This is a genomic window from Bdellovibrio sp. SBM16, from assembly GCF_056175625.1.
Genome location: NZ_JBJKJG010000007.1, coordinates 1 through 24,230, shown reverse-complemented (window position 1 = coordinate 24,230; position 24,230 = coordinate 1). Strand labels below are relative to the sequence as shown.

The following is a 24,230-nucleotide window of genomic DNA, read 5'->3' as shown; positions in this document are numbered from 1 at the left end:
TTAAATTTCTTTTACTGCAGAGAATCTAAGAGGCAGCTGTGCATCGGCTGCCTTTTTATATTCTTCGCCACCTAACGTGTGCACGTGTAAAGAATTGGTTTTACCTTTTTCAGCGATCGGCTGGCCAAGGGTGAAAATAATTTTATCACCGGTTTTACCTAAACCGTTTTCGATCAACAGCTGCTCAACCTGATTAATAATATCTTTTAGCGAACTGTACGGCTGAAGCGTTAATGTCTGCAAACCCCAGGTAATCTCTAAACGATTTAAAACTTCGACATCAGTCGTAATCGCCACGATTTGCGCTTTGGGGCGGAAAGTAGAAATAATCTGTGCGGTTTTACCGGTGGTGGTTAAACACACAATTGCAGATGCATTGAGCTTTAATGCAGAAAGCACCGAACTTGCCGCAATTGCAGCCGGGGTAGATAACAATTCATTTTCTAAAGACAGCTTGTAGTAATTCTCTTCCGACTTTTCAACTTCAAGAATAATTTCATGCATCGTACGAATGGCTTTAAACGGATATTTTCCGCTTGCCGATTCAGCTGAAAGCATAAGTGCATCAGTTCCATCTAACACCGCATTGGCGACATCAGTGATTTCGGCCCGTGTCGGGCGCGGGTTTTCAACCATAGAATCGAGCATCTGCGTAGCCGTGATGACCGGTTTACCTAACTTATTACATAAAGAAATAATTTTTTTCTGAGAGCTCGGAAGACGACTTTGTCCGACTTCGACCGCTAAGTCACCCCGGGCAACCATAACCACATCCGACAGACGGACGATTTCTTCTAAATTTTCAAGCGCTTCCAGCATTTCAATTTTAGCAACGATGCGTGCCGGTGATTTATGCGAGTCAATGATATCACGCAACTGACGGATATCTTTTCCGAAACGCACGAAACTCAGAGCCACATAATCGACACCGTTTTTCAGGCCGAAATCCAAATCTTTTAAATCTTTTTCGGTCATCGCATCGACTGGCAGCATTACGCCCGGCAAATTCATGCCCTTGCGGTTTTTTAAAATGCCGCCGTAAATAACCCTGGCTTCGAGAGCTTTTTCACCCACTTTTAAAACTTCGAGCTCGATCAGACCATCGTCGATTAAAATGCGATTACCGGGCTTTGCAGCTTTGCAAAGCTCTTTAAAATCACTCGGGATTAAACCTTCTTTACCCAGCACATCTTCGATTGTGACAGTGACAACCTGGTTCGGCGCCAGATTAATCGAGCCTTTTTCAAACAAACCAACACGCACTTTCGGACCTTGCAGATCCTGCAAGATCGTAACAGGGGCATTGAGCTCTTTTGATTTTTCTCTGACAGCATGAATCACCTTTAAATGATCTTCATGCGTACCATGGCTGAAATTAAGTCTTGCGACATTCATTCCTGCACGAATGGCTTTGCTGATATTTTCTGGGTCTTGAGTTGCTGGTCCGATTGTGGCTACGATTTTTGCTCTACGATGCGCTAACATTGAACTAGGATAGCGATTTATTGCACGAAAGTCCTCTTAAAAAAGATTTCTTTGTTTCTACGTTGCAACTCGCGTAACTGACGTTGACGTTCAGCTTCCAGCTTTTTTTCTTCTTCGATCGAAGCGATTCGACGGGTTATAATGCGCTTATGAAGTGCGACATCCTGCTTGAAGCTTTTATTGTAAATAGGCGAAATGTTTTTGTATTCTGTCCGCAATGACTCGATGTCGTTATAGAAGTATGACAGTTTCTTTAAGAATGGTTCACGGTCCAATAAATATCTCTCCGCTTCACCATCCGTAAACTTAAAGACATAAAAGTCTTTACCGTCAATCACCTCGATCTGGCCCTTAGTAGTATCCGCATACGAAGGAAACTTAGTTAAACTAACACCCTTTACGCTCACCGGAGCCTCAGACCCTGTCACAATAAAACCGCCGACAATGGGTTCCAGATCTAACTGAGAAAAATTAGTAACTTTAACAACCGTCCCTTTTAAGAAAACAAATTCTGTTTTATCGACCATGGCTTTGTGGCGCGATATCGCTTTAAAGGTACAAGGCAGGGTTTTTTTAGCTAAACATTCAGACGGCTGACTTACGATCTGATCGTTTTTGACCACCGCAGTCTTATCAACCGGCGTGGCACCGGCATGGAGGGTTAAAGAAGCAAAAACTGCCATAACAAATACAAGTTTACTCATATTATTCAACCTTCAAACCCGCAAAATCCGATTTTAAAATACCTTCTATCTTGCGTGCCTCTTCTTTGCGGTTAAGTGCCGTATACGATTTTGATAGCCACTGTAATCCCTTACCCGTCCAGTATGATCCGGGGTACTGAACAACCATGTTATCTAAAGTATCAATACAGGTTTCAGTCAGCTTAAAATTCGCACACTTAAGGGCTATGGTTTCGTAGTCAGCGCGGGCCAAATGTTCATCATTGGCCGTCGTCTTTTTGATTTTCTCAACCATCGTTAAAGCTTCTTCATACTGCTTTTTTTGTTTGAGCTCGTTAATACGCAGAAAATAGAACTCAGAAAGATCCACATCTTTATGCTTCATCTTTTGCAGTGATCTTTGTACTTCGGAATCAACCGAGGCAATCGCGCGGTTTGCCGTTGTTGGTGAGCTTTCTAGCTTAACTAATTGAATTTCGAGCTTTTTTTCTTCTAAGGCTTTTGACAGGAACTGGATACGCTTTTTATCGAATTCTGAGCCATCGATATAAATGTCAAAGCAAATATAAAATGACGATAGGCCAAAAAGTAAAAATAAGCTCAAAAATAGATATTGATAACTTCTGCTCATGTCTCACATTTCGGCAATCCTACGACCAAAGTTAAGAAAATCCGTAATGTTATGCAGAAAAAGATGACTGAAAAGCCCGATCTTATTAGCTTCATAGTTCGTTTTGAAAGCCATACGGGGAATAGATGAATAAAGCGGAATTAGTTTCAGCGGTATCTGATAAAACCAAACTATCAAAGTCTCAAGTTGAGACAATGATCAACACTACCCTGGAAGTGATTCAAAAAACCGTATCCAAAGGCGAAGAAGTCAAAATCGTAGGCTTTGGTTCTTTTCAAATTCAGGCGCGTAAAGCCAAAACCGGCCGCAACCCAAAAACCGGCGAAACCCACAAAATCCCGGAATGCTCTATCCCCCGCTTTAAACCGGGCAAAGAGTTCAAACAACTCGTCGGTAAAAAGAAAAGCTAACTGCATCTCTTTTAAAAAAGTAACAGTCGACTTTTATTAGAATTTGTCAAATTTTGACTTAAATGACGAAGGCCATGAATCGATGATTTCGACGGCCTCGTAATAGGCTTGGGTAAAGTGTTTACCTTGCAGATCTTTTAATAACAACTGCTTCTGTTGCGGTAATTTTAAGATTTTTTTCTGAAACGCGGTGTAGACTTTTTCGCCCATAATCCCGCCAAGGATCTGCGCAGCGGTGGCATAGCTTTTTTTGTTTCTTGAGGGCGTGTTTTTCTTGTTCAAAAACGACAGATCCTGAAAGGTCGCAAAACGCACTTCGTTTAATTTTTGCTCTAGCGCCAGCACCAGGGCTTCTTTACCCTTGTCGCTGAACTGCTCTGAACGCAAGGCCTGGCGAATATCATCGAAGGTGTCTGTTTTCTTTTTCGGGTTAATGATTTTAGTTAAAAAATAGGTGAGCATCTCAACCCAGATGTTTTTTAAAAAATCCTTTTTGCCATCAATGAGTGATTTTTTATAAACGCCCAGCTTATAAAGCACATAAAGTGCGGCAACTTTAGAAATTTGGTTTAACGAAGCCCGGGCTACAAATCCCATTTGCTGCTCGGGGCAATAAAAAGACTGGCCTGACAGCAACAACTCTTTATAAAATGCCCGCTCGGCAGATGATAGTTTCTGGATTTTGTTAAACAAAACTTCATCATTGACCGAGTACACTTCCAGATTGTCGACTTTAATGGAAATATTTAAGATGTTATTTAATACCTGGACAGCTTGCGAAACATGGTCTGTTAAATCGTAATCTTCGACTTTAACTTTTTTATCGTGTCCGGTTTCGAGATATAACAGATAATCCTGCCATTTTACCCAAGGCACCACTGACATCAGGGCCCAACGGTTATTTGATAATTTAATAAAATCTACGGTCGACGGGTCTTTACCTTGTTTTAAAAGTTTGAAATACAAGTTTTCAGGACTTTGCAACAGAACGACATCAGAAATCTTGCGGTTTAATTTTTTAACTTCAGCCGGCAAATGTCTTGCCGCCAGATGAAAATCCCCGTACTGCACCAGCATCTTACGCTCTGGGTTTTCTTTAATTGCCTCTGAGATAAGCTTTGCCGTTAAACGATCCTGATCGGCAAATTTTTTATTCCCCCCGGAATTCAGGGCCACGATCGGCACTTTATTCTGACTGGCCCATTTCATTAAGGGCCGCGTAAATTCCCATGGAAAGCCCCAGTTCTTCTTCCATTCAATTTTTTTTAAAAATTCGCGTTCGCTTAAATGCCCCTGCAGATAGGCATTGAGGATTTTCTGGTGATCGGCAAAAAAACATTCAAGCCCCAGGCAAACCTTCTGCGCCCCTAGTTTTCTGGCAATTCGCAGTACCGCTCTGGTTGACTGCGCCTGCGCATGAAAATCCCCGATATAGACTATCTGGCACTTATCCATCTGCTTAAACAACTCTTGTTTGCGCCCGACTTCCCACGAAGATCGGTTTATTTCCAGCTCGTAATCCTGCTGATACTTCTGGATAGAGCGCGTACGATTACCCACTAAGTCTTCGACCTTGCTGCGAATTCTCATGTAGTAGTCATACTTAACCTTAACCAAAGTCATTGCACTATGTTAATAAATGATTGCTTGATTTCAACCTTTAATCGTCAAAAAATAAAAATATGACTAAAAAAATGAATTTCTTGTTGTTAAGTTTCTTGGCTTCAATTGGTGTTTTTGGCTATCTGTCTTACCACCACTATATGGTTAAACTTGGTATGAACGGCAGTTCACTGTGCCAGATCAGCGAAAAAGTAAATTGCGATGTAGCGGCTTTAAGCAGCTATGCCGAAATCTTCACGATTCCTATTGCGGTCTTGGGCTTAAGCTATTCAATTATTATGTTAGGTATTTTTCTTTTTGCCAAACTAGGTTGGTTTGAAGAAAGCGATGGCTACAAATCGATCGTTAAAGGCTTGACTGCGGTTTCGGCATTATTCTCGTTATTCTTGTTATTTGTCTCGATTGTACAAATCAAAGTTTACTGCCCGTTTTGTATTGCAGGCTACGTTTTATCTTTCATTATTGTATTTCTGACCTGGTCGCTCTACTCAGACAGCAAATTCAACTTCGCGGCCATCACCGGCGAAAAAAATATCCTGGGAACCCTGGCTGCCGTACCGGTTTTAGCTTGGTTTATCTCTGGCTCTGTCCGCGATAATTTCGGCTTAGATCAGATGGCTAAAATCGTTCCTGAAAAAGTTTATCACTGGCAACAGGCACAGGCTGTCAATTTTGACAATACCGCAGGCCTTACTAAAGGCAGCAGCGAAGCTTCAGCTCCGGTGTTGGTGGAATTTGCCGACTTTAAATGCCCGCACTGTAAAACAGCCGCCGGTACGATTAAAAACTTCTTAGCAACTAATAAAGATGTCAAAATGGTTTTTAAACCGTACCCGCTTGATGGCTCATGCAACCCGCATATTCCGTCTAAAGGTGATGGCACCCGCTGCGAATTAGCCGGCTGGGCGCTGTGCGGAGAAAAACTATTCTCTCGCGGTTGGGATATCCATTACTGGATTTTTGATCACCAAGAGGCCATGCTGCATGATTCAAACTTACAGTCACACCTGGATAAAATGAGTAAAGATCTTGGAATTGACGGAGCACAACTTAAAACATGCGCAACATCGGTTGAGACTTACGACATTATCAGAAAAACTGCAGGCGAAGGTGAAGCGGCTAAAATCACCGGTACACCGGCAATCTTCGTTAATGGTAAAAAGCTTGATTATGGTCAGTTTATCGACGTACTTCGTGCAGCGATCAACACACTAAAATAATTATTCAAGATTTAGCATCTTAAAAACATATTCCAGGGACTTGTTCAGGTAATCATCGAACACGACGAAAAAAGTTGCCCCAAGTCCCTGAAAGATCTCGATAACAACTGCAGAAATCACAACAACCACCGTCGAAAACCACACCGATTTAACAAGCATCGTTGTCGATTTAATATCTGAAAGACGTAATTCTTCCTGGCAGGTTTCAACTTTACGCATGACCGATTTCAACTCTTGAAAGTGTTCACGGTATCTTTCGCGTAATTCATTCTGTTTTGATTTAGTAAGTAAGCTCATTCCCGGAAAATTTCTTTTCGTACGGATGGCAAAAATCAGATCGATGGCGTGATTGATATAACGATCAACTCGTTCTTTAAAATTTGGATAGTCAGTATCACGATCCATGAAATCTTTTAAGTAGTTGATTGCACGGTCATATTCTTCATTTACCACAAACGTTAAAACGTTGTAACGGACAGTATCCGGCACACCCAGATCACTGATATCCAGGTCGTTAACGGCTCGTCGGTCTTTGTATGAAAGTGCACTCATAAGCCAATTATCGGCATCTGGGTAAAAAAACTGCAGTAAAATCACCCGATCTAGGTCCAGTTTTACGGTTTTAAGGCCTGCCGCTATTTCAGGTCTAGTCTGGTTATGCGACAATTGTAGTGTAAACTTCAGGAGGAAGTTATGGATTTTGAGCTTAAGCATTTGGAAATGGTTCAAGGTGATACTCAAGCCTCTCGTTCACAGGATGTGAAACCCAGATCAATCGGATCATCTCAAGTCTTAGACGAATTAACGGCACAGGTTGAAGAACTTCAGAATAAGTTAAAAGTTAACTACCGAAAACTTATGCTCTACGAAACTGAAAACCAGAAATTGATTCAGGAAAAGAACGCCTTCTTTTTTGAAAACAAAATGTTTGCAGAGCACAACTCTATCCTCGTTGCCAAAAACAAAGAATTACAGCACGAACATCACGAGATGAGTGCCAAGATCGACAAGCAGGGCTTAAAAATTGAGATTGCCGAAAAACTTATCGAAACTCAAAAAACCGATTTAGGCCGTCTTTCTAAGTTTCATGAAAAAGTAAAAAATATTATCAAGCCGTTTGTTGAAAATTTAAAAAAACAGGTTGCTGACTTAACGGCTGAAAACGCGCAGCAGGCCAAACTCATTGCCCAGCATGAAGCCTACCAGGCGCAGCTTTTGAGCAGACATGAAACCCAACAAAATCAGCTAAAAGCCAATATCCAGACATTGGAAGAAACGATTCAGACAAACTCGCAACGTTATGCGAATGAGAAAAAAGCGTTAATCCAAAGTTATGAAGAGCAAATTCACTTTCTATCTAAAGAAATCGTTGAACAGCAGCAACGCACACTTGATGCCAACAACGAGAATTTACGTCTAAAAAAACAGGTAGAAACCAAGCACTTTGTGGAAAACGAGCTTGTTAAGTACAAACGCGTACAAGACGATTACATCCAGACAGTGAACGCTTTACGTCTTAAAGAAAACGAATTACAGCGTCTGTTAACGGAAAGTCAACTTTCTGAATCGAACTGTAAAAATCAAATGACGGTCATGACCGGCGAGATGGAGCGCCAAACCGAACTTCTTGACGCCACTAGAAAACAGTTAAGCCATAAAATCTCAGAAGTTGAAGATTTGACTTTACGACTTAAAATGCTTGAGAAGTTAAATTCTAATCTTTCTTTAAATCTAAAAGATCATCAGATCTAATAGCATCAGATAAAGTCGAATAGGTCTTCATATTGATTCCTTTAAGCTCTAACAGGCGGTAGAAATCATGCTGAAGACCGACGACTTTTGCCTCAGGAATAACATTAATTGACTCAAAAAACGTGGTAATATTGGCTGACGCTGTGAATGAAAGACCATCAAGGCAAAAAACGACCCTACGGCCCTTAAGCTTTCTTTCGCACACGTCTCTAAATGGTTTATTTTGATCTGGCTCGATTCGGCCTTTAATTTCAACAACTGTTACTTGGCCTACTTCATAGAACTTTGCTTGCATAGTCACCCGCCTATAAGACTTATCGAAATTAACTAAAAATAGTGAATGGACCTCAGTCTTGAAGTGACAAATTATTTTTCTCTTTTTAGACTTTTATTTAGTGATTTACACCTGGATTAGACTACTTTTATTAACCCTGCTTACCTGCTCATGCCCAGTCTGGGCTCAAACCGGACCAGCGTCGGCCCCGGTTCAAGCCACATCACCCGCACTAATTACCTCGAGGATCTCAGGCTTTACAATCACTGCCGAAGACTTATACCGCGACCTGGAAAAAGATTTAGTGCAAATTTCGGGTAACGTGCAGATCATTTACCAGAACCAGCATTTCAGCGCGGATTTTGTCGAGCTTAATTTAAAGAAAAAACACGCCTACTTTCGCGGTAATGTAAATATCCAGACTGTCGAATACAATATCGGCGGTGATGAAATCGCTCTCGATTATTATTCAAGCCAGGCGCTGATCACCAATGGCTACGTACAATCAAATAACATCACCTTTAAAGGTAAGCTCATCGAACAACGCGGACCTAACACGTTTTTTGTTGCAGATGCCGATTATACAACCTGCACCAACTGCCCGTCGACCTGGAGTTTTGAAGGCAGTCAGATCCGGGCCGAACTGGGTGGCTATGCGTTTTTAAAAAATACTTTTTTAAAAGTAAGTGATGTTCCTATTTTCTGGTTGCCGTATCTGGTGGTACCGCTAAAAAACGAACGCCAATCCGGTTTTTTAACTCCGGAGTTTGGCTATATCCGTAACCGCGGCCTTTTCTTTTCTGAAAGTTTTTTCTGGGCTATTTCGCGATCGCAGGATTTAACATTTACTTTAAAAAACTACGAGCTCGGCGGGTTAAAAGAACTGATCGAGTACCGCTATGCTGTGTCGGACTTCAGCGGTGGGCAGATCAATTTTGCTCACTTTAATGATTCACAGGTTCCGAAAGAATTAATTACCGGCGGCGAACTCAAAGAAGGCGAAACCTTTCGCCGCTGGGCTGTGCAGGGCTATGCCCAGCAAGAAATTAATGATGTGGCGCACGCGCGGGTAAAAATCAACCAGATCAGTGATCTGCAGTACCCGAAAGATTTTTATGAAGAATTTAAAACCTATGCTGAAGGCGGTCTGGAAAACCGTTTGAATATTTCCGGCCACGGTAACCACACCCTGGCGCAGTTTGATTCTATCTATTACAAACATCTTTTAGAAAGTAACCCCCTGCAGGCAAATACTTCGGCGGTGCATGTGCTGCCTGAATTGAAACTTGATTTTACCACAACCCAAATTGCCCAAACGCCGTTCTTTTTTAAAATGAACGCGCAGTTTGATTCGTTCTACCGTAAAAGAAAATGGGATGACATCAGCACAGCTAACAGTCAAAAATACGTAACCAATACCGCCAACGACCCGGCCTGCGATCACCTGAATGTGGTCGGCTGCTCTCCTGTTTACGATGGCGTATTTAACGAAGGAAATGACTTTTTACGTACCGGCCAGCGCTTGTTTTACAAGGCTTCGTTCTCAACCCAGACATTTACACCGGTTGATTTTGTGAACGTTTCTCCTGAATTATCCTTTAATGAAGCCCACTACTTTTTCTCAGAGGGTAACGATCGCTACAATGTTCGCCAGTACACCCAGTTAGATATCAACTCGCGCAGCCGTTTGTACCGCATTTACGATGCTGAAAACCCGGATCTAAAATACAAACATGAATTAATTCCAGAACTTTCTTACACTTACATTCCATTCGTCGAGCAAAAAGCCCATCCGTTTTTTGGTAACATCGCCAACGGAGAATATGCATTTTCGTCGAAAAACAACCTGGCCGACAGCGATCTAAACACCCCGTACGGCGTGCAATACGATTATCACGACCGTATTTACAACCGTCATTTAATCACCCTGACTTTTTTGAATCGTGTGATCAGAAAAAGAACTTCAGATAAATCATACCGCGATATTTTAGATTTCCGTCTGGCGCAGTCTTATGATTTATACCAGATAGATAATCCGTACAGCACCACGAATCAGCCGCTGTCTGATTTATCAGGGACTTTGAATTTATATCTTGAAGAGTTCACATTATCGAATCAGTTCAGTTATTACCCGTACTTATCAGCGACTAACTCAACGACATCGCTTTCGTATTTAAATGACCAGCAACAGTACTTTAAAATCGGTTACAACTCTAACCGTGCCGAAGGACCGCGGGTCGATGACTTAGTATTAGCTTTAGGTTTTGTGACAAAATACATTAACGTGTTATCAGGATTTATCGTTGATACCAGCGAAAACCGTGAAAGTGATTCACGATTAAAGAAGTTTTCTCTGATTACCCAGTTAAAGCCGCCCGGCGAATGCTGGGGTGTTAATTTTTACCGCGAACAGCAGGTCGGTCTTGAGGCCGAATGGCGCGTGCGCTTTGATTTCTCTTTCGACGGAAAACCACCAAAGATTATTCCGCCCGATGAGTTAAAGATTAAATAATTTTTGCAGCTAATGTTCGGACTTATTTACTCAAGTAGTTTCATCGAGAGAGATAAACTGCAGCTTGTTATCGCTCATCACAAAAACCACGTAGCCATCAACTTTTATGTTACGCAGCTTTTTACGCAACCCGAGTAACACAAACTTCAGGCGCTGAATCTGTTTTGTACCGACCCGCTCGAAAGCCCGCCACGAGTTATCGAGATATTTAACTTCGAGTATAACTTTACGGTTTTCTTTTTCGACGATGAGATCAACTTCGACGCCATCAAACTTCGTGCGCTCGCTAGCTACACTCCACCCGCGCGCGAGAAAAAAATTTCGTACGGTGTTTTCCGCAAGAATTCCCCGCTCGTGAAATTTATAGGTGTTCTTTAACTCCGCCGAAGGTTTTGCGGTGGTGAATGGTTGGTTTGTGGCTTTCGATAGCCTGACGGTGTGTTTCGGTTGCGTAGCCTTTGTGTTTTTCAAATCCATATTCAGGGAAATCCTTTGCAAGCTCTGCCATTAACTGGTCCCGGGCAACTTTTGCCACGATTGAAGCTGCAGAGATGCAACGCATGTGCTGATCCCCTTTAATAATTGGAAGCTGTTGGTACTCTTTTAGATCCGCAATACGGTCGCGGCCATCAATCAGCAGTGTGCCGGCTTTTACGTTCAGCTTGCCTTCGAGCTTTTTTTCTAAGCCGCGCAGAGCGCGCGTCATCGCCAAGAAAGTGGCCTGGCGAATATTGATTTTATCAATCTCTTCGACAGAGGCCCACCCGATCGACCAGTGATGGAACTCGCGGATCTCGGAAGCTAAGGCCTCGCGTTTTTCTTCTGAAAGTGTTTTAGAATCTAAGAAATGTTTTACGGGAAATTTGTCGTTTAAAATGACAACGCCGGCACACACTGGGCCGGCGAGGCATCCTCGTCCTACTTCATCGATACCGATAAAGGGAGTCGGAAGATCTTTTAATTGCTTTACGTCGAACGTATTAAGCTTTTGCTTCATCAGATGAAGTAGACGCTAACTCAGACTCGATACGAGCTGCTTTACCATCTAAGTCACGTAAGTAGTAAAGTTTAGCGCGACGTACTTTACCGTGAGCAACTAACTCAACAGACTCAATCGCTGGAGAATTGAATGGGAATGTTCTCTCAACGCCTACACCCGCAGAAATTTTACGAACTGTAAAAGTTTGGTGAGTGTGACCTTGGATTTTTGTAACAACGCCTTTGTATAACTGAACGCGCTCTTTTTCACCTTCGATAACTTTAACGAATACGTTAACAGTGTCGCCAGGTTGGAAAGTTGCGATTTTAGCATTTCTTTTAGCTGATTTTGCGGTAACGCGACGAACGAAGTTAGTGTCAGCGCCTTTTGCTGGAGCTGCTTTTTTTACTTTTTTAGAAGTCGCTTTTTTTGCTGCTGCTTTTGCCATAAATAGTCCTTACTTATTTGGACAAAGTCCAATTATTAAACTGGAGACAAAGTCCAATTCTTATCAAAAAGAAGTAATGTGTTACCATGACCCAAGTAGTCGGTCAAGACAGATACTTACTGCGGCTCGAACACAAAGATGCCGGTAATCGTCCTTCGAATCACCCTTAATTGGGTCTAAAACCGCGTAACAATTTCTCATAAAATCCTGGGTTAAACCAAAACCTGTTCCAAAAACAAGCAAATAGGGGTCATTATCTTGCTCTAGAACGTTTTTAAAGCGTTCAAAGCTGAATTTTTCCTGTCCCGGGAGGTTACGGGCATGGGTCGATACAATGCGGGCATTAGGGTGCCCCCAGTCGGCCAGCGCCGCTTCGACATTGCTGGCGGTGCGTACGTCGGTTAAAGCGGTTTTACGCATCGGATTCATTCTGGACCCTTCGCCTGTTCTCCAGTGGTCCAAGACCCTTTCTACGAACATTTGCTGTTCCTGCATCGGATGCACCAGGTAGTAGCGTTCAACCCCGTAAACTCGGCAGCTTCTGGCAATATCATGGATATCAAAGTTGGTAATATTAGTGGCGCAAATATCACCCTGACGATCGACGATGGGATAATGAAGTAAGGCTACAGCCAAAGGCGCTTTACGTTTCATAAACTTTTTACCTCATTTACATAGTGGGCGACATCTTCACGGGTCAGACCCGAGGCCGTAATCTCTTCATTGCTCAGTTCGCTTAAAAATTTTAAGTGATTCTTAAGAGCTGCTCCGACCAATTCTTTTTGCGCAGTCAAAAAAAGATCGCGGCGTTTTTTCCAGGTGATTAAAAATCCCATATGGTGTTTCCAGCTCGCGATTTTTTCATGATGTCCTGATAATAAAACTTCAGGCACCACTTCCCCTCCCCAGCTGAAAGGTTTAGTAAACTGCGGCGCCTCTAAAAGTCCGTTATGAAAGGAGTCGGCAATCACTGACTGGCTATGGCCAAGCACTCCGGGAATAAAACGCGACAGACTCTCTGTCAGAGCTAAGCTGGCCAATTCTCCCCCGCTTAACACGAAATCTCCGAGAGATAATTCCAGATCGATATGGTGATTGATCACACGCTGGTCGATGCCGCCATATCTGCCGCTTAAAAGTATTAAATGGTCGTATTTTAACAGCTTATGCAATGTTGCCTGTTCTAACTTCACACCTTGCGGTGAAAGATAAATTCTTAAGGTAGATTCAGGTATATATTCAGGAGATCGATACAATTCGTTAAAACAGGCATCGGCAATATCTGGACGCAGCAGCATGCCATCGCCGCCGCCGTAAGCCGTATCATCGACCGAATTATATTTATTATCAGAATACTTGCGCAAATTAACTACGTTAAATTGTAATAGCTTTTTTTCTTCGGCTTTTTTTAACAGCGCATCACCTAGGTAGTTCTGAATTAGATCTGGAAAAAGCGTTAAGTAAGTAAACTTCATAACTTTAGGCCTAATCGTTAATATCCAGCAGGCCTTCAGGCAGATCCATCTGAAGAGTCTGATTGTCATGATCAATACTAACGACGAACTGATCGACAAACGGAATTTCAACCTGTTTGCCTGCGGCGGTAGTTACAATCAGTAGATCCTGCGCGACATTTGATGAAAAACCGGTGATCGTGCCGATCTCACCTAAATTTTGATCTACGACTTTAAAATTTTCGATTTCGGCTAAGAACAGACCTTCTTCTTCATCTTGTGAAAAGAAAAAATCAGCGGGTAAATAAACCTGTTTGCCGATAAGTGCTTCGGACTGGTTACGATCGGTTACACCTTTTAGTTGTACCTTCAGACCATCTTTATGTTCGCCGGCTTTAAGCACCTCATAGGGTGTATCCTCAATATATAATTCATCGATTAAATCCGCGTAGGAATAATCTTTTGAGAAAAAAATAACAAAAACATCGCCACGTAATCCGTGGGCGTCTTTAATTTTTCCGATAAGTCGCATTTCTTGATTAGCCATGAATGATGTGTCTTGTAGCAGAGTGGTTAGGCATTGAACAGTTTTTCAAAATAAAAAAGGAGTCTTTTGTAAAGACTCCTTTTTTGAAGTTCTATATGTAAGGTATTTACTATTCAACGATGTCTAAGTGATAACGTTTATTTAGCTTGGTGCCAGCTGCACGAATGATTGTTCTCATCGCTGCCGCTGTTTTACCTTGTTTACCGATTACTTTTCCTAGGTCTTCTTTATCTACTTTAAGCGCTAGAAGAGTCGTTTGTTGTCCTGGAATCTCATCAACTTCTACATTCTCTGGCTTATCAACTAATGACTTAGCCATATGCTCAACAAGTTCTTTTAGATTATCCATTAAAGTCCCCCCGAACCTTATCCAGTGTGACAAAAAAATCAGCAGATCTCAAGCGATTTTACAGATTCTTGACTGTAAATGCCTCATTAGGAGACCTGCACTATTTTATTGTTTCAATTACGCTTCTTTTTTAGCGTTCTTGTTTTTTGTCTTAGGTGGAGATTTTTTACGAGCTGGTAAAGTTACGCCGCCTAATTTAAGTACGTGTCTTACAGTTTCAGAAGGTTGTGCACCTTTAGCTAACCACTCTTGAGCTTTAGTTGTGTTTAACACAACTTTGGTTTGCTTACCTTTAGGTGTTGGAATGTATGTTCCTAAAACTTCGATAAATTTGCCAGTTACATAACGGCGAGAATCAGCAACAGTGATTCTGTATTTAGGATCATGCTTAGCACCAACGCGAGCTAGACGAATAACTACCATTTGAAATACCTCTCAATAATAAAACAAAAGCTCTCAGCTTTAAAAAATAAAAGCTCTTACGCTTTTTCAAAGATTAACTTTTTATAACTTATATTGCGCAAGATCAAACACTTTCTCGCACATTCAGGGCGATTTAGAAGGGAAAGCCCGGGCCTTTGCCACCGAAACCGCCGAATGGGCTACCTTTTCCTTTGCCACCAAGGCCCATCTTCATCATCCCGCTCATCATTTTTTTGGCTTCTTCGAATTGTTTAACCAGCTTATTCACGTCGGAAACCTGTGTGCCCGAACCTGAAGCAATTCTTTGACGCCTTGAGCCATTAAGGATTCTGTGGTCATTGCGCTCTTGAATGGTCATCGAGCTGATGATCGCTTCGATCTTTTTAATCTCGTTATCCGGCGGGGTCATGTTTTTCATCTGCTTAGACAGCTCACCCATACCGGGTAAGAATTTCAACATACTCTCAAAACCACCCAGTTTTTTTAACTGGTGAATCTGCGCCAAGAAATCCTCCAGCGTAAATTCGTTGTTCATCATACGCTTGGCTGAGCGCTCGGCTTCTTTGGCGTCGATCACATCCTGCGCTTTTTCAACAAGTGATAATACGTCACCCATATCTAAAATGCGGCCCGCTAGACGATCCGGATGAAACACTTCTAAGGCCGAAACTTTTTCGCCTAAGCCTAAAAACTTAATTGGAATACCGGTTACTTCGCGGATTGATAACGCCGCACCACCTCTGGCATCCCCGTCTACTTTGGTCAGCACCAGGCCGGTCAGATTTAATTTTTGATGAAATGTTTCAGCAACGTTTACCGACTGCTGACCTAACATCGCATCGGCAACCAATAAGATTTCTGTCGGGGTTACGACTTTACGAAGATCAGCTAATTCATTCATTAACTCTTCGTCGATTTGTAAACGGCCGGCGGTATCAACTAACAAGACATCAATCATCTCGCCTTCGGCCCATTTAAGAGCGCTCGCCAGAATATCAACAGGCTTATCGCCGACTTTCGATGGATAACAAGGAAAGTTATTTTGCTTAGCCAGAGTCTGAAGTTGATCAATAGCGGCCGGACGGTAAACGTCGACCGGAACAAACCCAACTTTTTTTCCAAGTTTTTGGCGGATGTATAAACCCAGCTTTGCCGTCGATGTGGTTTTACCTGCCCCTTGCAGACCGACCATCATGATAACAGATAGCTTTTCACGGACATTGATATCAACTTTTTCGCCGCCAAGGGTGGCTACTAATTCGTCATGCACGATTTTAGTGAACATCTGCCCCGGATTTACGTTGTTTAAGACCTCAGTTCCTAAGGCTTTGGCTTTTACGCGATCGATAAAGTTTTTAACTACTTTAAAGTGAACGTCAGCTTCTAATAAACTTAAACGGATCTCTTTAATCGTGTCTTCGATATTAGATTCAGAAATTTTATTCTGACCTTTTAACTTTTTAACCGAATTTAAAATTTTGTCTGAAAGTCCTTCAAATATCATATATCACTCACTTTGAGGGATAAGCTGCCATAAAACCGCGTAAGTTGCAAAATGTACTGTCTAGAATTCTGACAGTTTAAATGCTTGCCGTAGTGGGTTAAATTACCCCCTCTAAACAAGGAGATAGCGATGAGCCTTAAAACCGTAAAACTAGCGTTTGTAGCCTTAACAGTAAGCTTCTCAACGACCGCGGCCTACGCGCAAACTGCAGGTCGCTGTGATAAAGCCGTGACTGAAGCCTACCTCACCTATATCGAAGAACAGACTGAAAACCAGTTCGATATGGTTAATCCTATCAGCCTTAAAAGTGCCATCGAAGCCGTTCAAGAAAGCTATGAGATGAGTGCCGAAGAAAAAGCGTCTGCATTGCAGAAAATAAGCAATCCAGCCAACCTTTTATATAATGGCGTAAGTAACTATATGTCTGGCACCGGTTTAGAGTTACTTATTGTTGACTCGCAAACTTGCCAAATTACCGATAAGTATTTCTGGTACTCTGAATAATTCGCTTCTACCAGCGCGCAAAAGACCCTTTAACTAACGAATACATGGCCATCGCGTAAGTTATAGCTAACGCTAACAAACTTACAGCGATGGTTGTCATCAGTTCAACATCACTCTGACCTAACATCGAATATCTAAAACCGTTAATTAAATAAAAAACCGGATTTAAATGACAGACCTTCTGCCAAAACGGATGTAGGCCTTCAATCGACATAAACACTCCGCCTAAATACGTCAGCGGAATTAAGATAAATGTCGAAAATGCACTGAGCTGATCAAAAGTTCTGGCAATAAATGCGACGAAAATTCCACAAAACGAAAAGATCAGACCGTTTAAAATTAAAAACAGCACAAATAACAGCGGGTGCTGCAGAGGAATCAATTCGCCGGTCATAAAGTAGTGAAAAGTCAGTCCCACGATACCGGTGATGATGGCTACACTGGCGCCGCGGATAATTCCGCCGATCCCCATCGCCCAGATAATCTGGTTGTTGGAAATGGGTGCGACACGAATATCTTCCAAATCGCCCGAGAACTTTGATGTGACAATCGATGAAGACGAGTTTTGAAATGAGTTATTGATTAAACCCATAATCATTAAACCCGGGATTAAAAAAGTAATATACGGGATTCCAGATTTAAGACTGACCTGCGAGCCCAGCGACACCCCGAAAATCAACAGATACAAACTTGAACTGATAATCGGGCTTACGATGGTCTGAATAATCACTTTCATGAAGCGCTTAACTTCACGGTTAATCAGCGTAAAAAACGGAATCCACGGATTGATTTTTGCAATTGGTGTTTGCATTATTTATTCACTACTTTCGTGAAAGCTTCTTCTAATTTACCTTCAGTCATCTGAATATCCGCTACATCAGAAATTGAAATCTTATGTTGCAGTAAGATTGTATTTAACGAATCAGCTGCCGAAGATAAAATTTCTTTTGATTCGCCGTTGGTAAATTTGATGTTTAGTTTTTTAGTCGAATACTTCTGGATCACTTCTTTTGGGTCACCTAAGAAATTTAATTCACCTTTATTGATGATGGCAATACGGTGGCAAAGCTGCTCGGCCTCTTCAAGATAGTGCGTGGTCAATAAAATCGACATACCGTCTTTTTGCAGTTCACTCACGAATTTCCAAAGTGATTCACGCAATTCGACATCCACACCGGCGGTGGGCTCATCTAAGAGCAAAAGTTTCGGTGAATGCACCAAGGCTTTGGCGATCATCAATCTGCGCTTCATACCGCCCGATAATTGTTTTACTTTTTTGTGTGCGTGCGGCTTTAATCCCAGACGGTCGATAAGAAAATTTATGCGGTCGATGTTTTTATTTAAACCGTAATAACCAGACTGAAATTTTAAGATTTCAACGATGTCAAAATAACCGGTGTTAATCACCTCTTGGTGAACGGTCCCTACATACTGTTTAACCAGCTGCGGGTTGTCTTCAACGCCTACACCAAACACATTTACATAACCTGATGTCGGCTTTTCTAAGGTGGTAATCGTTGAGATCAGAGTGGTTTTACCAGCCCCGTTCGGGCCCAGTAAGCCAAAGATTTCGCCGGGACGGATTGCAAAACTGATCCCCTTTAATGCTTGCACGGCTTTAGACGGATCTTTGTGATCTTCGTAGGTCTTTTTTAAATTCGATACTTCTAATGCGTTGATCACTATCTGGCTCTTGAAATTGAAGTTGCGAAATCTACATCCGGGTTTTCTTTTTTTGCCCAGTTTAAATCCCACTCTTGATTTAGTAATAAAACCGGCTGATCGATCATGTCTTTAAACAGGGTAAAATTACCCTTAAGCTGACCGACCGGTTTACCATCGGCCGATCTTGGCCAACGGGCTACGGTAAATGGTAAGCGGTTAAGCTTAGCTTCTAAGTTATATTCATCCTGCAAGCGGTGAATCAAGACTTCAAACTGTAACTCACCGACCGCACCGATAATGTATTCTTGTGCCCCGATAAAAGGATCAACGAATAACTGAATGGCCCCTTCTTCAGATAAGTGCACTAAGGCTTCCTGAAGTTTGGTGCGTTTTAGCGCATCTTTAACCTGCAGTTTGGCAAATAGCTCTGGCGCAAATTTCGGAATATCTTCGAATTTAATTTTACCGTTTGATGAGATACTGTCACCGATGGCGAAGTTTCCGGTATCGCCGACACCGACGATGTCTCCGGCGTAGGCGACTTCAACAGTTTCTTTATCGGCTGCCACGAACTGCGAAGAATATGACAGGCGCAGTTCTTTGGTTAGGCGTGAGTGCCCGACTTTCATACCACGTTCAAATTTTCCTGAGCAGATGCGCACAAAGGCAATACGGTCGCGGTGACGTTTATCCATGTTGGCTTGAATTTTAAAAACAAAACCTGAAAAATTCTCTGATAGCGGGTCTACTTCACCTGCGGTTTTTGACGGGCGTGCTTTTGGACCCGGCGCAAACTGCGTAAAGAAATTTAAGAATGTATCAACGCCGAAGTTTTGTTTGGCTGAACCGAAGGTCACCGGCGAAATTTTGCCAGATAAAAATTCGTTTACATCAAAGGGCGGAAGCGCTGATTCGATCAATTCTAGCTCATCACGCACCTGCGCTGCGGTTTCCCGGTCTAAGTATTTATCTAAAATCGGATCTTGCGGACCAGAAAAATCATGCTCGGTAAATTCATCGCCTTCGCGGTGCTGGTCATAGAAATACACTTTTTTATTTAAACGATTGTAAATGCCTTTAAAACGCTGACCGATCCCCAAAGGCCAGGTCACCGGGTAGCACTGCATATTGAGCGTGCGCTCGATCTCATCGATGAGCGTAAGCGGATCTTTTCCTTCGCGGTCTAACTTGTTGACGAAAGTAAAAATCGGAATATCGCGCAGACGGCAGACATCATAAAGTTTTTTGGTACGGTCTTCGACCCCTTTGGCCACGTCGATTAACATGCAGGCTGATTCAACGGCCATAAGAACGCGGTAAGTATCTTCGGAGAAATCCTTATGCCCGGGAGTATCCAAAAGGTTGATCCGCAATTGGTTGTAATCAAACGTCATTACCGAACTGGTGATAGAAATACCTTTTTGTTTTTCTAACTCCATCCAATCTGAAGTTGCCGCTTTGGTGCCGGATTTACCTTTTACTTCACCGGCTTCGTGGATAACGCCACCGTGATATAATAGCTTTTCTGTCAGCGTGGTTTTACCCGCATCCGGATGGGAAATAATGGCGAACGTGCGACGACGTAGAATCTCTTTTTGATCTTGAATTGGTAATGACATAACCCGTGTAGTTATAGACATTTTTTTAGGTTGATTCAAATCATTTGACCCTTTAAGGCAAATGCCATAAAGCTAAAGCCTGATTTTAATTCCTCAAAATCAACTCATGGTGGTTTGGAGCCACCGTCTGACAACTGAAAGGGGTCTATATGTCTATTAATGCGGCAGAATCTACTGGCCAATATTTTATCACTACCTTCTACAAATTTTTACCTGTTGCCGACGTTGAAGCAACCAAAACCTGGTTCAATCAATTAGCAGAAAAACACCAGATCAAGGGTTTAATTATTTTAGCGGGTGAAGGCTTTAACTCGACTGTTTCTGCAAAATCAAAAGAGAACTTAGAAAACTTCAAACAAGATTTATTAACTCATTTTAATTTAACAGAATTAAATTTTAAAGATTCTGAATCACACAAGTCTCCGTTTCGCCGTTTTGTGGTCAAAGTCAGACCAGAAATCGTAACTTTGGGTACGCCAGATTTAGTGCCGCCTGCCGGTGTTAACCGCCATTTAACTCCGAGTGAGTGGAATCAGGTGATGAAAAATGAAAAACCGATCATCATCGATACCCGTAACTGGTACGAATACAAAATCGGAACTTTTAAAGGTGCGCTTAATCCGAACACTGAAAAATTCACTGAGTTTCCGGCCTATATGGATTCGCAGAATATTTCGAAAGACCAAAAAGTTTTAATATTCTGCACCGGCGGCATCCGCTGCGAAAAAGGGATTCTAGAATTAACCGAAAAAGGTTATTCAAACGTTTACCAGCTTGATGGCGGTATTTTAAACTACCTGAAAGAATACCCAAACGATCAGTTTGATGGTGAATGTTTTGTCTTTGATCACCGGGTAGCCGTTGATCAGCAATTAAAACCAACTACCAAATACACGCTCTGCCCGCACTGCGGCCAGCCCGGCAATACGCCGATTGACTGCAAACGCTGTGATACGCACGATCACATCTGCGAAGACTGCGCTAAATTAGAATGGAAAAAAGACACCTGTTCAAAAAACTGTGCCTATCACTATCAATTACACCCTGACCGCAAGGCGCCACGCCAGGTACAACCCTACGAGACCGAAGAATAAAATAGCAACCTGCTAAATTACTCTGATTCAAATCTGACTTTAAACAAAATAGCGCTGGCGACGGGTTTGTTATTGACCATCGCCGGGCGAAATTTAGATTCACGCACCAGTTTTAAAGCGACTTCATCTAGGCCAAAAGGCAGAGAATTTTTAAGCTTGGCGTTTTTAACCCGGCCATCCGAACCTACAACTATTTCAATCTGTGACACACCCGAAAAATCCGCCTTGCGCGCAGCTTCAGTACGGTTAGCTGTGATCTTTGTCAGCAGCGCTGCTGGCGTCGTAATAGTGCCGTCAGAAGCCAATTCTTCAGAATAAGACTCACTGTTTACTTCGTTATCTGCTGTAATTTGCTGTTTATTTAATTCGTCATTTGCGCTAGCAGATGAGCTTAGCTCTGGTGCTGCTGGCGATTTAGCCGGCTGTGCTTTTACCGCTTTAAAAGCATCAGACTTAAGTGCTGGTGTAACATAAGAAGTTACTTCGATATTTTCATAAACTGTCTCTGACGGCTGCGCTAAAAACATAACCACCGAAACCGCGAGCATATGCAAGGCAGCAGATAAAAGAATAAAAATAGCTTTGCGCGATCCCGTCATAATTTACTTATAACGAAGATCGCACCTAATTTCTAGCTAAAAGCTTAAATCCTTGGCGTAATGAAAACCATTACTGCATCAGGTTTGCCGGCCGGTAATCGCGGCTTCGCTCTTCTTCGATAGCATCAATCTCATCTGCCGTTAAGCTTTCTTCGCGGCGGAAGTGATCTTTTAAATCCAGGTACTGTTTGCCAATCATGACCCGGTCTTCAATATCGACCTCTCTTTTAAATTCCGGGATGATTTCATGTTCTTCTTCTTCGAGGTGATGTTCAACCAGCTCAGCAAGCACTTTGGCTCGTGCACTCCAAATACCGGCATCCTCAGCCATTCTGACTTCTTCAAGCATGTATTCAGCTAAAGCATGCTCAACTTCACCTTCTAAACCGTGAACACGCAAAGATTTATTTTCGTCTTTTAAAAACGTATACAGACTTTCTTGCTCGGCATGCGCATGCACCAGAAATAATGGTGCAAACTGATCAAAGGCTCTGCGGCGAGTACGGATGGTTAAAGTTGAATCTTTTAAGATAGAAATTAAGCGCTTAAGCGGCATGTGATCGAGTAAAATCAGTTTTACAATATCATCTTTGGAAGTTTGGGCGTGACGGCGCGGACGGCCCGAGCGGGATAAACTTCTCGATGGGCGAAAGTCTTCATAGTCTTCATCAAAGAACATATCATCAGCATCATGTTCATGCGAGCGATGGCGGGTTGCAATTCGCTGTAACCCCGATTCACGTGAACCACTTTTAGTTTTTCTCTGCGGTTTGGCACGTGCGGCGCTGACAAGACGCTTGGTTTTCTTCATAAAAATTCCTCCGTATTAAAACAATCAACGGCATTTACAGAGCAAGGCCGGTGCCACTGGGGTGTGGGGAGCTTTGCCTTAGCTGATGACAATACTGCATACGCTTAATCATCAGCGGCGAAATATCATCGTGATAAAGCCCGTACGATTCGACATAGATGCCTTTGATATCGTCGACTAACGATGAGATAGCGTAGAGTATGGATTGGTCATCAGGATCAGAGGTATTCTCAAAGCGCATCACTTCGTCGAAAAAAACATCTTTCGGGTAAAGTTTAATCTTACCGTCTTCAGTTTTAAAATGGTCGTAGGCCAGAATAAAGTTATGCCTATAGCCTTTGGCTTCCAGCTCTTTCATGGCGTCGGATAAGGCCTGCATCTCGCCTGTGCCTGCACCACTCATATCATTGGGTAGCTCTGTCTGTTCGTGTTCCATATAACCCTCCATAAAAAAAAGAGCCTTATCTTGCGATAAGACTCTTCCAAATCGTTACTTTTTCAGGGCAACGATTTGATTCGGATGTATGTGTGTGTCTGTCTTTTACTTTTGCAAGTAAAACCTATTTACTAGAACGTTGTTGTTGGCCGCCTGATTGTCCCTTGTTAAAATTTGGATCACGGGATGGCGAGCCTGAGCCAGTGCCAGAACCTACATTAGATTGGCTGGGTTTGTTGCCTTGTGAACCTGTTTGGGACGGGTTCTGTTTTTGGCTCTGACCTCGATTTTGATTTTCTTTCATTTTCGCACTCCTTGTTGTAACAAACTGTTTAGATCCAAATACAAGTTCTGTTCCACAACCAAACACCGTTATTTTAGAACTGAGATTAAAATGCTGCGCCCAGGTCGCGGCTTTAGCCCCAGAAAGGGTTCGATTTTTATCTTACATGGTGTATAATTTTAAACATGAGAACATTGAATGATTGGTTATCAGCTTACGGCGAAACTCATCAAAATAAACTAAACCGCACGATTCATTTAATCTGCGTTCCGGCAATTTTATTTAGCGTGATCGGCCTGCTTTGGTGCATCCCAAAAGGACCGCTGAACCTTGTGCCCATGATTAACTGGGCGCATCTTGCGATGATTCCGGCCTTGATGTTTTACGCGCGTTTAGGCTTTAAACCATTTACGTATATGTTGTTGACCTTCGCAGTGGCCGCCTCGTTGCTGGTCACTTTAGAAAATTTCGGGGCACCGATACTGACTTTAAGTATCACGATTTTTGTGCTGGCGTGGATCGGACAATTTTATGGCCACCATGTTGAGGGCAAAAAACCTTCGTTTTTTCAGGATCTACAATTCTTGTTAATCGGCCCTTTGTGGGTTTATTACCATTAGAACCCAATATTTACGTTACACAGGTACTAATTTAGGCACAATTAATTAAAACTAATGCGTGACTTTACGAGCGTAGCAACTTATCTTAACACCACATCAGTCAGTCGCGGGGTGGAGCAGCCCGGTAGCTCGTCGGGCTCATAACCCGAAGGTCGTAGGTTCGAATCCTGCCCCCGCAACCAATTTTTTTCTTTATAACTTAAGGCGGCTCTTCTCACTTAACAGTTTATCACACAGCGCAAGTCACTAAGGCTCTTCTCACTTAACAGTTTATCACACAGCGCAAGTCACTAAAAACAAGTAGT

General features: G+C 42.4%; 29 protein-coding genes and 1 tRNA gene. 8 read left to right on the top strand and 22 right to left on the bottom strand.

The genetic code is table 11. From position 1 onward, the window contains the following. Genes pyk through AC04MM_RS08330 form a run of 3 tightly spaced genes read right to left on the bottom strand, consistent with a single transcriptional unit; the run spans nucleotide 1 to nucleotide 2,799 of the window. Nucleotides 1-1,485 (bottom strand): pyruvate kinase, encoded by a 1,485-nt coding sequence (pyk, locus tag AC04MM_RS08340; protein ID WP_475379887.1) that lies wholly within the window; start codon nucleotides 1,483-1,485, stop codon nucleotides 1-3. A gap of 17 nt (nucleotides 1,486-1,502) precedes the next feature. Further along, nucleotides 1,503-2,189 (bottom strand): hypothetical protein, encoded by a 687-nt coding sequence (locus AC04MM_RS08335; RefSeq protein ID WP_475379886.1) that lies wholly within the window; start codon nucleotides 2,187-2,189, stop codon nucleotides 1,503-1,505. Between the two features lies 1 nt (nucleotide 2,190). After that, a complete protein-coding gene (locus tag AC04MM_RS08330) occupies nucleotides 2,191-2,799 on the bottom strand; it encodes a tetratricopeptide repeat protein (protein ID WP_475379885.1) in 609 nt (202 codons plus the stop codon). Nucleotides 2,800-2,924: 125 nt separating this feature from the next. On the opposite strand from AC04MM_RS08330, the gene AC04MM_RS08325 reads away from it, so the two are divergent. After that, entirely contained in the window at nucleotides 2,925-3,209 is a 285-nt protein-coding gene (locus AC04MM_RS08325) for an HU family DNA-binding protein (protein ID WP_475379884.1), read from the top strand. A gap of 36 nt (nucleotides 3,210-3,245) precedes the next feature. On the opposite strand, the gene AC04MM_RS08320 is transcribed toward AC04MM_RS08325, so the two are convergent. Further along, on the bottom strand, nucleotides 3,246-4,832 hold the full coding sequence (locus AC04MM_RS08320) for a ChaN family lipoprotein (protein ID WP_475379883.1): 1,587 nt from the start codon (nucleotides 4,830-4,832) through the stop codon (nucleotides 3,246-3,248). 59 nt (nucleotides 4,833-4,891) lie between these two features. On the opposite strand from AC04MM_RS08320, the gene AC04MM_RS08315 reads away from it, so the two are divergent. Further along, a complete protein-coding gene (locus AC04MM_RS08315) occupies nucleotides 4,892-6,052 on the top strand; it encodes a vitamin K epoxide reductase/DsbA family protein (RefSeq protein WP_475379882.1) in 1,161 nt (386 codons plus the stop codon). Here the strand turns inward: AC04MM_RS08315 and AC04MM_RS08310 are convergent, their stop codons facing one another. Further along, entirely contained in the window at nucleotides 6,053-6,604 is a 552-nt protein-coding gene (locus tag AC04MM_RS08310) for a hypothetical protein (protein ID WP_475379881.1), read from the bottom strand. A gap of 141 nt (nucleotides 6,605-6,745) precedes the next feature. On the opposite strand from AC04MM_RS08310, the gene AC04MM_RS08305 reads away from it, so the two are divergent. After that, on the top strand, nucleotides 6,746-7,804 hold the full coding sequence (locus AC04MM_RS08305; RefSeq protein ID WP_475379880.1) for a hypothetical protein: 1,059 nt from the start codon (nucleotides 6,746-6,748) through the stop codon (nucleotides 7,802-7,804). On the opposite strand, the gene AC04MM_RS08300 is transcribed toward AC04MM_RS08305, so the two are convergent. Then, on the bottom strand, nucleotides 7,767-8,099 hold the full coding sequence (locus AC04MM_RS08300; protein ID WP_475379879.1) for a hypothetical protein: 333 nt from the start codon (nucleotides 8,097-8,099) through the stop codon (nucleotides 7,767-7,769). The two genes, AC04MM_RS08305 and AC04MM_RS08300, sit on opposite strands and share 38 nt — an antisense overlap. A 100-nt stretch (nucleotides 8,100-8,199) precedes the next feature. Here AC04MM_RS08300 and AC04MM_RS08295 point away from each other — a divergent pair, with 100 nt between their 5' ends. Next, complete coding sequence (locus AC04MM_RS08295) at nucleotides 8,200-10,590, top strand: LPS-assembly protein LptD (protein WP_475379878.1); 2,391 nt, start codon at nucleotides 8,200-8,202, stop codon at nucleotides 10,588-10,590. A 30-nt stretch (nucleotides 10,591-10,620) separates the two neighbouring features. Here the strand turns inward: AC04MM_RS08295 and AC04MM_RS08290 are convergent, their stop codons facing one another. The 9 genes from AC04MM_RS08290 to ffh all read right to left on the bottom strand — a co-directional run bounded on the left by AC04MM_RS08290 (nucleotide 10,621) and on the right by ffh (nucleotide 16,294). Then, entirely contained in the window at nucleotides 10,621-11,067 is a 447-nt protein-coding gene (locus AC04MM_RS08290; RefSeq protein ID WP_475379877.1) for a YraN family protein, read from the bottom strand. Then, entirely contained in the window at nucleotides 10,952-11,587 is a 636-nt protein-coding gene (locus AC04MM_RS08285) for a ribonuclease HII (RefSeq protein ID WP_475379876.1), read from the bottom strand. Before AC04MM_RS08285 ends, AC04MM_RS08290 begins: the two co-directional genes overlap by 116 nt. After that, nucleotides 11,571-12,017 carry a 50S ribosomal protein L19 gene (gene rplS, locus AC04MM_RS08280; RefSeq protein WP_475379875.1) on the bottom strand — a complete coding sequence of 149 codons (447 nt, stop codon included), beginning with the start codon at nucleotides 12,015-12,017 and terminating at the stop codon, nucleotides 11,571-11,573. Before rplS ends, AC04MM_RS08285 begins: the two co-directional genes overlap by 17 nt. Before the next feature lie 81 nt (nucleotides 12,018-12,098). Beyond that, entirely contained in the window at nucleotides 12,099-12,671 is a 573-nt protein-coding gene (locus AC04MM_RS08275; protein WP_475379874.1) for an RNA methyltransferase, read from the bottom strand. Beyond that, nucleotides 12,668-13,492 carry a tRNA (guanosine(37)-N1)-methyltransferase TrmD gene (trmD, locus tag AC04MM_RS08270; RefSeq protein WP_475379873.1) on the bottom strand — a complete coding sequence of 275 codons (825 nt, stop codon included), beginning with the start codon at nucleotides 13,490-13,492 and terminating at the stop codon, nucleotides 12,668-12,670. The genes AC04MM_RS08275 and trmD overlap by 4 nt, the downstream gene beginning before the upstream one ends. A 10-nt stretch (nucleotides 13,493-13,502) precedes the next feature. Further along, nucleotides 13,503-14,018, bottom strand: coding sequence for a ribosome maturation factor RimM (rimM, locus tag AC04MM_RS08265; RefSeq protein WP_475379872.1), 516 nt, complete (start codon nucleotides 14,016-14,018; stop codon nucleotides 13,503-13,505). 109 nt (nucleotides 14,019-14,127) lie between these two features. Further along, on the bottom strand, nucleotides 14,128-14,367 hold the full coding sequence (locus AC04MM_RS08260; protein ID WP_409477249.1) for a KH domain-containing protein: 240 nt from the start codon (nucleotides 14,365-14,367) through the stop codon (nucleotides 14,128-14,130). A 117-nt stretch (nucleotides 14,368-14,484) separates the two neighbouring features. Further along, nucleotides 14,485-14,790, bottom strand: a complete 306-nt coding sequence (rpsP, locus tag AC04MM_RS08255; protein WP_475379871.1) for a 30S ribosomal protein S16 — start codon at nucleotides 14,788-14,790, stop codon at nucleotides 14,485-14,487. A 133-nt stretch (nucleotides 14,791-14,923) separates the two neighbouring features. Beyond that, on the bottom strand, nucleotides 14,924-16,294 hold the full coding sequence (ffh, locus tag AC04MM_RS08250) for a signal recognition particle protein (protein ID WP_475379870.1): 1,371 nt from the start codon (nucleotides 16,292-16,294) through the stop codon (nucleotides 14,924-14,926). Between the two features lie 129 nt (nucleotides 16,295-16,423). Between ffh and AC04MM_RS08245 the strand changes: the two genes are divergently transcribed. Continuing rightward, a complete protein-coding gene (locus AC04MM_RS08245) occupies nucleotides 16,424-16,798 on the top strand; it encodes a hypothetical protein (protein WP_475379869.1) in 375 nt (124 codons plus the stop codon). A 7-nt stretch (nucleotides 16,799-16,805) separates the two neighbouring features. Here the strand turns inward: AC04MM_RS08245 and AC04MM_RS08240 are convergent, their stop codons facing one another. The 3 genes from AC04MM_RS08240 to AC04MM_RS08230 are packed head-to-tail and all read right to left on the bottom strand — an operon-like array spanning nucleotide 16,806 to nucleotide 20,082. Further along, a complete protein-coding gene (locus AC04MM_RS08240) occupies nucleotides 16,806-17,609 on the bottom strand; it encodes an ABC transporter permease (RefSeq protein ID WP_475379868.1) in 804 nt (267 codons plus the stop codon). Continuing rightward, nucleotides 17,609-18,481, bottom strand: a complete 873-nt coding sequence (locus AC04MM_RS08235) for an ABC transporter ATP-binding protein (RefSeq protein ID WP_475379867.1) — start codon at nucleotides 18,479-18,481, stop codon at nucleotides 17,609-17,611. Before AC04MM_RS08235 ends, AC04MM_RS08240 begins: the two co-directional genes overlap by 1 nt. After that, a complete protein-coding gene (locus AC04MM_RS08230) occupies nucleotides 18,481-20,082 on the bottom strand; it encodes a peptide chain release factor 3 (protein WP_475379866.1) in 1,602 nt (533 codons plus the stop codon). The genes AC04MM_RS08235 and AC04MM_RS08230 overlap by 1 nt, the downstream gene beginning before the upstream one ends. A gap of 149 nt (nucleotides 20,083-20,231) precedes the next feature. Here AC04MM_RS08230 and trhO point away from each other — a divergent pair, with 149 nt between their 5' ends. After that, nucleotides 20,232-21,176 carry an oxygen-dependent tRNA uridine(34) hydroxylase TrhO gene (trhO, locus tag AC04MM_RS08225; protein WP_475379865.1) on the top strand — a complete coding sequence of 315 codons (945 nt, stop codon included), beginning with the start codon at nucleotides 20,232-20,234 and terminating at the stop codon, nucleotides 21,174-21,176. A 17-nt stretch (nucleotides 21,177-21,193) separates the two neighbouring features. Here trhO and AC04MM_RS08220 read toward each other — a convergent pair whose 3' ends face one another. From AC04MM_RS08220 to AC04MM_RS08205, 4 genes are all read right to left on the bottom strand, one after another. Continuing rightward, a complete protein-coding gene (locus AC04MM_RS08220) occupies nucleotides 21,194-21,775 on the bottom strand; it encodes an energy transducer TonB (protein WP_475379864.1) in 582 nt (193 codons plus the stop codon). A gap of 70 nt (nucleotides 21,776-21,845) precedes the next feature. Then, nucleotides 21,846-22,586, bottom strand: a complete 741-nt coding sequence (locus AC04MM_RS08215; protein WP_475379863.1) for a hemerythrin domain-containing protein — start codon at nucleotides 22,584-22,586, stop codon at nucleotides 21,846-21,848. A 34-nt stretch (nucleotides 22,587-22,620) separates the two neighbouring features. Next, the gene (locus tag AC04MM_RS08210; protein WP_475379862.1) at nucleotides 22,621-23,022 is read right to left on the bottom strand and encodes a phosphoribosylpyrophosphate synthetase; all 402 of its coding nucleotides are present in this window, start codon (nucleotides 23,020-23,022) and stop codon (nucleotides 22,621-22,623) included. Between the two features lie 124 nt (nucleotides 23,023-23,146). Beyond that, nucleotides 23,147-23,326 carry a hypothetical protein gene (locus AC04MM_RS08205; RefSeq protein ID WP_475379861.1) on the bottom strand — a complete coding sequence of 60 codons (180 nt, stop codon included), beginning with the start codon at nucleotides 23,324-23,326 and terminating at the stop codon, nucleotides 23,147-23,149. Between the two features lie 164 nt (nucleotides 23,327-23,490). Between AC04MM_RS08205 and AC04MM_RS08200 the strand changes: the two genes are divergently transcribed. Together AC04MM_RS08200 and AC04MM_RS08195 are read left to right on the top strand one after the other, a co-directional pair. Next, a complete protein-coding gene (locus AC04MM_RS08200; RefSeq protein WP_475379860.1) occupies nucleotides 23,491-23,925 on the top strand; it encodes an Mpo1 family 2-hydroxy fatty acid dioxygenase in 435 nt (144 codons plus the stop codon). 105 nt (nucleotides 23,926-24,030) lie between these two features. Next, nucleotides 24,031-24,107: transfer RNA gene (locus AC04MM_RS08195), tRNA-Met, on the top strand. Nucleotides 24,108-24,230 lie beyond the last annotated feature (123 nt).